This is a genomic window from Streptomyces sp. NPDC055506, assembly GCF_053643595.1.
Window position 1 is genome coordinate 15,603 of sequence record NZ_JBSHKH010000135.1, and the last position, 6,811, is coordinate 22,413.

Below are 6,811 nucleotides of genomic sequence, written 5' to 3' on the forward strand. Positions count from 1 at the left end.
TTTGGTCACACCCAACCTTTGGGGCCCGTCCTCGGGTGTGCGGGGGCGCACCTGGGGGCCCCCCGGGGGGGGGGGGGCGCCCCCCCCCCCACCGCCGCGCCCCCTCCCGACTCCCTCTGGTTCGACGACCCGACCGTCACCGTGCGGGACGGCCGCTTCACCGACGCCTCCGGCCGCGATCTCGTGCTCCGCGGCTACAACGTCTCCGGCGAGACCAAATTGGCGGAGAACGGCGGCCTGCCCTTCGCCTCGGCCGCCGACGCGAAGAAGTCGGCAACCGCCCTGCGCGCCCTCGGCGGCGGCAACACCGTCCGCTTCCTGCTCTCCTGGGCCTACGCCGAGCCCGAGCGCGGCAAGGTGGACACCGCCTACCTGGCCGCCGCCACCGAGCAGATGCGGGCCTTCCTCGACGCCGGCATCCGCGTCTACCCCGACTTCCACCAGGACCTCTACTCCCGGCACCTCTTCGACGCCGACAGCTGGTACACCGGCGACGGCGCGCCCAAGTGGGCGGTGGACGCCGGGAAATACCCCGACGAGTCCTGCGGGATCTGCCTCTTCTGGGGGCAGAACATCACCCAGAACGAGGCCGTGAAGCGCGCCTCGTACGACTTCTGGCACAACGCGCACGGTGTGCAGGACGCCTTCCTCGCCACCGCCGAGAAGACCATGACGTACCTCAGGCAGCACCTGGGCGCCGACCCGTTCAAGGGCGTCGTCGGCTTCGATCCCTACAACGAACCGCACGCGGGCGTCTACGACTCCGGGCAGACCAGCCGCGCCTGGGAGAAGGACGTGCTGTGGCCGTTCTACGAGAAGTTCCGGGCCCGCATGGACACTGCAGGCTGGCGGGACAAGCCCGCCTTCGTGGAGCCGAACCTCTTCTGGAACGCCAACCTCGACTTCCAGAAGCAGGAGGGCGGCCTGCTGGACGCCGGCACGCTCGGACCGCGCTATGTGTTCAACACCCACTTCTACGACCAGAAGGCCATCTCCGGCGTCTTCATGTGGGGCAAGGCGGCCGACGGCCAGTACGTCAACGACTTCCGTACCGTCCGCGACCGGGCCGCCGCCGCGCGGACCGCCGCCGTGGTCAGCGAGTTCGGGCACCCGCTGGCCGGCAATGTCTCCGACAAGGCGCCGACCGTCCTCAAGGGGATGTACCAGGCCCTCGACTCACGCCTGAAGGGGGCCGACTGGTGGTCCGACCCGGCCGCCTCGGGGCCCGTGCTCTCCGGCTCGCAGTGGCAGTGGGACATCTACAACGGCCGGCACCGCGAGCCGATGAACGGCAACCCCGACAAGGTCCTCACCACCGGTGACGCCTGGAACGACGAGGACCTGTCCGCCGTACGCCTCGACGACTCGGGCAAGCCCGTGCTGCGCCAGGACGCCCGGCTCCTGGACCGCCTCTACCCGAGCGCCACGGCCGGCAGGACCGTCGGCTTCACCTACGAGGACCGCTCCCGGGACGGCTCGACGACGCTGACCTGGAACCCGGTGCCGAGCTCGCTGCCCAGCGTGCAACGGCTCGTGGGATCGGGGCAGTACGGGCTGCTGCTGTGGCGCTCGGACGGCGGCTCGGCGCCCACCGAACTGCACCTGCCGGCGAGCTTCCCGACCTCGTCCACCACGGTCGTCTCCGACCTGGGCACGGCCCACGCCCCGCCGGCGTACACCTCGACGACCCCGGTCGGCGTGGCGCAGGAGCCGGGCGGCACGGGAAGCCGCCGCCTGCTGCTCACCGCGCCGGACTCGGGCGTCCTGCACTACGCGCTGGTGACCAACGGGGCGACGGCTCCCTCGGCTGACCTGCTGAAGGCGGCCCGCTCCGAGCTGGCGGAATGGGCCGCGAAGGAGGCTGACTAGCCGGCCGGGCTCGTCCAGCCGGCCTCCACATGACCGAGCCGGACGCGCTGCGGGTGGTCTCCGACCGGCACGGACACGACCTTCTTCCCGGTGGCGAAGTCGATGGCCGTGACCTGGTCGGAGCCGCTCTCGGAGACCACGCAACTCCTGCCGTCACCGCTGACCGTGGCCCAGTAGGGCTTGGCGGCGGTGACGAGCGGGCCCTCCTGGAGGGTGGCGCGGTCGACGACCGTGGCGTAGTCGTCCATCGTGCCCGCGACACAGAGCTTGCGGCCGTCCGGGCTCATCGAGAGGCCGTGGTGGCGGGAGTCGTTGACGAACGTGGTGCGGTCGTCGCTGGTCGCCGGGTTCTTCGGCAGGATCTTCGTGCGGGTGATCTTGTCGGTGGCCAGGTCGTACTCGAAGAAGCCGTTGAAGAACGACACCTGGAAGTACAGCTTCGACTCGTCCGGCGAGAACACGGCCGGGCGGACCGCGTCCGAGTAGTCCTTGAGTCCGATCGCGTCCAGGCGCTGGCGCATGTCGATGACCTTGACCTGCTGGTACGTGGTCGCGTCGATGACGGTGATGCGCCGGTCGCCCTTCGTCCAGTCCAGCCACGGGGCGTCGGTCTGCGTGTTCACCTCGCCGATCGACATGTTGTAGATGTACTTGCCGTCCTTGGTGAAGATGTTCTCGTGCGGCTTGTCCCCGGTGGCCGCCTTGCCGAGCTGTCTGCCGGTCTCGATGTCCAGCACGTGCACGGAGTTGCCGGTCGACGCGGACACCGCGACCCGCTTGCCGTCGGGGGAGACCGCCATGTGGTCGGCGCGGAAACCGGACACCGGGAAGCGCCAGTTGATCCGCCCTGAGGCGAGGTCGATCGAGACCACGTCGGCGAAGCTCGGCCGGGAGACCACCACCGACTTCCCGTCCGGCGTGGAGTACATGTCGTCGACGAACTGGTCGTGCCCCTCGCCGACGCTGTTGCGGATCGTCATGAAGGCGATCCACCGGATCGGATCGGCGTTGATCTCCGCCATCCGCTCGTCCTTGTCGGGGACGACGTTGATCCGGCCGATCTTCGCGAAGTCGCCGGTGGATTTGATGACATCGGCGGTGCCTTCCCAGTTGTTGCCCACGAACAGCACCTCGCGCAGCGCGGCGGAGGCGTCCGGGGCGTCCGCGTGGGCGGCGGTCGCGGGGACGGTGAAGGTCAGGGCGAGGGCGGCGGCTACGGAGCACAGGTGCCGTCGTCGGAAAGCAGGCATGACTGCTCCTTGGAATCTGAACACGCGTGGTTTCAGAATGAACTTACTGAAAAGTAAGGAAGGGGCGGCCTTCTCCACAAGACCGCGTGCACGACAAAATCGGTGTTCGAACGACGAAGGGAGAGCCGGTGCCGGGGAGACTCAGAGCGCCGACCGGCCGCTACGGCGGCAAGACGGCCGAGGAGCGGCAGGCCGAGCGGCGCCGGCGATTCCTCGACGCCGCCCTCCAGCTGTTCGGCGACACCCCCGGCTTCCGCTCCACCACGGTCGCGGCGCTCAGCGAGGCTGCCGGACTGTCCACCCGCCAGTTCTACGAGGAGTTCCGCACCCTCGAGGACGTGCTCGCCGCGCTGCATCTCCAGGTCAACGGCTGGGCTGAGGCGGCGGTCGTGGAGGTCGCGGCCGCAGCCGCCGAACTGCCCCTCGTCGAGCGCGCCACCGCGATCTTCCGCGCCTACGCCGGGAACCTCGCGGCCGATCCGCGCCGGATCCGCATCACCTTCGTCGAGATCATCGGCGTCAGCCCGCGCCTGGAGGAACAGCGGCTCGCCCGCCGCGCCGGCTGGGTCGGCCTCATCTGTGCCGAGGCCGACGCGGCCGCCGCGCGCGGGGAGGCCGCACCCCGCGACTACCGCCTCGCGGCGACGGGCTTCATCGGAAGCGTCAACGGCCTGCTGCACGACTGGAGCGCGGGGTGGGTCGACGCGACCCTGGACGAGGTGGTCGAGGAACTGGTCCGGCAGTTGCTGGCGATCCTGCGGCCGCCGGGATGGACTCCCCGGACGTGAGCCGGGCCCGGGTCCGGCCGCGTCCGCCGGTGGCCGCCGCGGGGAAGGCCCGCCGGTAGTCGCCCGGCGACACCCCGATGTGCTTGAGGAAGTGGTGACGGAGGTTGTTGGCCGTGCCGAGGCCACTGAGCTCCCCGACCTTCTCGATCGGCAGGTCCGTCGACTCCAGCAGTGACCGGGCGCGCCCGAGCCGCTGGTCGAGGAGCCACTGGAGAGGCGTCGTCCCGGTGGCCGCCTGGAGGCGCCGGTAGAACGTACGCGGACTCATCGAGGCCCGCCGCGCCAGATCGGCGACCGTCAGCGGCCGGTCGAGGTTCGCCCGCGCCCACTCCAGAACGGGAGCCAGCCCCTCGTCGTCGCTGGGCGGCACCGACAGCTCGATGAACTGCGCCTGCCCGCCCGGCCGGTGGGCGGGCACCACCATGCGGCGCGCCAGCTGGTTGGCGACGTGCGCGCCCAGATCGCGCCGCACCAGATGCAGACACAGATCGAGTCCCGCGGTGAGCCCGGCGCTGGTGAGGACATCACCGTCGTCCACGTAGAGCACCGACTCGTCGACCTGCACCTTCGGATACCGCTCGGCCAGCCGGTCGGTGTGCATCCAGTGGGCGGTCGCGCGCCGGCCGTCGAGCAGCCCCGCCTCGGCGAGCGCGAACGCGCCGGTGCAGAGGGAGACCATGCGGGCGCCCGCGTCATGGGCGCGCCGCAGCGCCGCGACCAACCCCTCCGGCAGCGGCCTGCCCTCGTCGACGCAGGGGTCCGGCACCGAGGGCACGATGACCGTGTCGGCGTCCGCCAGGTCGTCGAGTCCATAGCGGGTCCGCAAGGTCAGACCATGGCCCTCCGCACCCTCCCGCGCCCCCGCTCCCGTCCCGCAGAGCCACAGGTCGTACCAGGGATCGGCAAGATCCGGCTGCGGCTTGCCGAACACGGTGCAGGGGATGCTCAGTTCGTACAGATCCCATGACGGGACCCCGATCTCCTCGGTCACGACCACGGCGACAGAACCAGCACCCATGCCCGGAAGCCTATGGCAGGAATTTGGTGGACGCCGACACCACTGTCACTGTTCCCGATCTTCGCGCCCTGCGAGCGTTGCCGTACCTGATCACGCATCACCCGCACACGTTTCACGAGGAGTTGGGCATGAACGCAGAACCGCAGGCCGTCACGGTGCTCGGACTGGGCTCGATGGGCTCGGCCCTGGCCGCCGCGCTGCTGGACCGGGGCCACCCGACCACCGTCTGGAACCGGACCCCGGACAAGGCCCGCCCCCTGGTCGAGCGAGGCGCCGGACTGGCGGCAACGCCCCAGGAGGCGGTCGCCGCCTCCTCGCTCACCATCGCCTGTGTGCTGGACTACGAGGCGCTGTACACGGTCCTCGACCCGGCCGCCGCCGACCTCGCGGGCAGAACTCTGGTCAACCTCACCTCCGGCTCTCCCGAGCAGGCCCACGAGGCCGTCGAGTGGGCCCGGTCCCATGGGGCCGACTACCTCGACGGCGCCATCATGACGACCCCGCCCGGTGTCGGCGACCCCGCGATGATGTTCCTGTACAGCGGCTCCCGGCAGGTCTTCGAAACCCACCGCCCGACGCTGACCGCCCTCGGTGACCCGCTGTACCTCGGCACCGACCCCGGCCTCGCCTCCCTCTACGACGCCGCGCTGCTCGGCCTGATGTGGTCCACCATGACCGGCTGGCTGCACGGCACGGCGCTGGTCGGCGCCGAGGGGACGCCCGCCGCCGACTTCACCCCCGTGGCGATCCGCTGGCTGACCGCCGTGGCGGGCTTCCTCACCACGTACGCGCCCCAGGTGGACGCGGGCCGCTACCCGGGCGACGACGCCACCGTCGACGTACAGATCGCGGCCATCGACCACCTCATCCACGCGGCGGCGGCCCGGGGCATCGACAACGCGCTGCCCGAGCTGCTGAAGACGGCCATGGAGAAGGCCGGCGCGGCGGGTCACGGACAGGACAGCTACGCCAGCCTGATCGAGGTACTGCGGCCCCCGACAAGGAACTGAGACGGCGAGGACTGAGACGGCGAGGGGCTGAGACGGCGAGGGGCTGAGACGGCTAGCCCGACCCCAGTACCACGAGGTTCACAGCCACTACCAGCGTGACTCCCAGCAGCAGAGCGGCCAGCAGGCGCGCGCGGAGACCGCGGTACACCGCCTCGTACTCGCCCCGCAGTTCCTCCCCGCGGTGTGCCGTCCGCTGCCAGGAGGCCCGGGTGAGGGCGAGGTGCTCCGCCGCGAACAGCCGCTCCACCGCCTGGCGTTGGGCCTCCGGCAGCCAGTCGAGCCCGGCGGTGAAGCGCTGGGCGGCCGCGCGGGCCTCCTCGCGCGCCGCCGCGGCGAGCAGATGACCCTCGACCTCGTGGTGGAACGCCCGCAGGTCCGCGGGGAGACCCTCCATCGCGGTCATCGGAGCGTCAGCTCCCTCTCCGCCGCGGAGACCTCCGCATGGTGGAGGTCGAAGGCCGGGGACTCGCTGCGGATCCGGGGGAGGGCGACGAAGTTGTGGCGGGGCGGCGGGCAGGAGGTAGCCCACTCCAGGGAACGGCCGTAGCCCCAGGGGTCGTCGGCCGTGACCCGCTCGCCGTACTTCGCCGTCTTCCAGACGTTGTAGAAGAACGGCAGCATCGACATGCCGAGCAGGAACGAGGAGATGCTCGACACCGTGTTGAGCGTCGTCAGGCCCTCCACCGCCAGATAGTCGGGGATCCGCCGCTGCATGCCCTCCGCGCCGAGCCAGTGCTGGACCAGGAAGGTGCCGTGGAAGCCGGTGAACAGCGTCCAGAAGGTGATCTTGCCTAGGCGCTCGTCCAGCATCTTGCCGGTGAACTTCGGCCACCAGAAGTGGAAGCCGGAGAACATCGCGAACACCACGGTGCCGAA

At 70.6% G+C, this 6,811-nt stretch carries 6 protein-coding genes and 1 pseudogene; 3 read left to right on the forward strand and 4 right to left on the reverse strand.

Annotated elements, in window-relative coordinates:
• Nucleotides 1-51 precede the first annotated feature (51 nt).
• A complete protein-coding gene (locus ACWIF2_RS34100; RefSeq protein ID WP_454364765.1) occupies nucleotides 52-1,869 on the forward strand; it encodes a cellulase family glycosylhydrolase in 1,818 nt (605 codons plus the stop codon).
• Here the strand turns inward: ACWIF2_RS34100 and ACWIF2_RS34105 are convergent.
• On the reverse strand, nucleotides 1,866-3,119 hold the full coding sequence (locus ACWIF2_RS34105; protein WP_454364760.1) for a YncE family protein: 1,254 nt from the start codon (nucleotides 3,117-3,119) through the stop codon (nucleotides 1,866-1,868). The two genes, ACWIF2_RS34100 and ACWIF2_RS34105, sit on opposite strands and share 4 nt — an antisense overlap.
• Before the next feature lie 128 nt (nucleotides 3,120-3,247).
• Between ACWIF2_RS34105 and ACWIF2_RS34110 the strand changes: the two genes are divergently transcribed.
• Nucleotides 3,248-3,907: a TetR/AcrR family transcriptional regulator gene (locus ACWIF2_RS34110; RefSeq protein WP_454364761.1), complete on the forward strand. Its 660-nt coding sequence runs from the start codon at nucleotides 3,248-3,250 to the stop codon at nucleotides 3,905-3,907.
• A 34-nt stretch (nucleotides 3,908-3,941) separates the two neighbouring features.
• On the opposite strand, the pseudogene ACWIF2_RS34115 reads toward ACWIF2_RS34110, so the two are convergent.
• Nucleotides 3,942-4,904: pseudogene (locus ACWIF2_RS34115) on the reverse strand (GlxA family transcriptional regulator); the annotation flags it as partial.
• A gap of 149 nt (nucleotides 4,905-5,053) precedes the next feature.
• Here ACWIF2_RS34115 and ACWIF2_RS34120 point away from each other — a divergent pair.
• Complete coding sequence (locus ACWIF2_RS34120) at nucleotides 5,054-5,935, forward strand: NAD(P)-dependent oxidoreductase (protein ID WP_454364762.1); 882 nt, start codon at nucleotides 5,054-5,056, stop codon at nucleotides 5,933-5,935.
• 52 nt (nucleotides 5,936-5,987) lie between these two features.
• On the opposite strand, the gene ACWIF2_RS34125 is transcribed toward ACWIF2_RS34120, so the two are convergent.
• Nucleotides 5,988-6,338 (reverse strand): hypothetical protein, encoded by a 351-nt coding sequence (locus ACWIF2_RS34125; protein ID WP_454364763.1) that lies wholly within the window; start codon nucleotides 6,336-6,338, stop codon nucleotides 5,988-5,990.
• Nucleotides 6,335-6,811, reverse strand: a 477-nt coding sequence (locus ACWIF2_RS34130) for a cbb3-type cytochrome c oxidase subunit I (RefSeq protein WP_454364764.1), incomplete at its 5' end; no start/stop codon positions are given. The genes ACWIF2_RS34125 and ACWIF2_RS34130, both read right to left, overlap by 4 nt.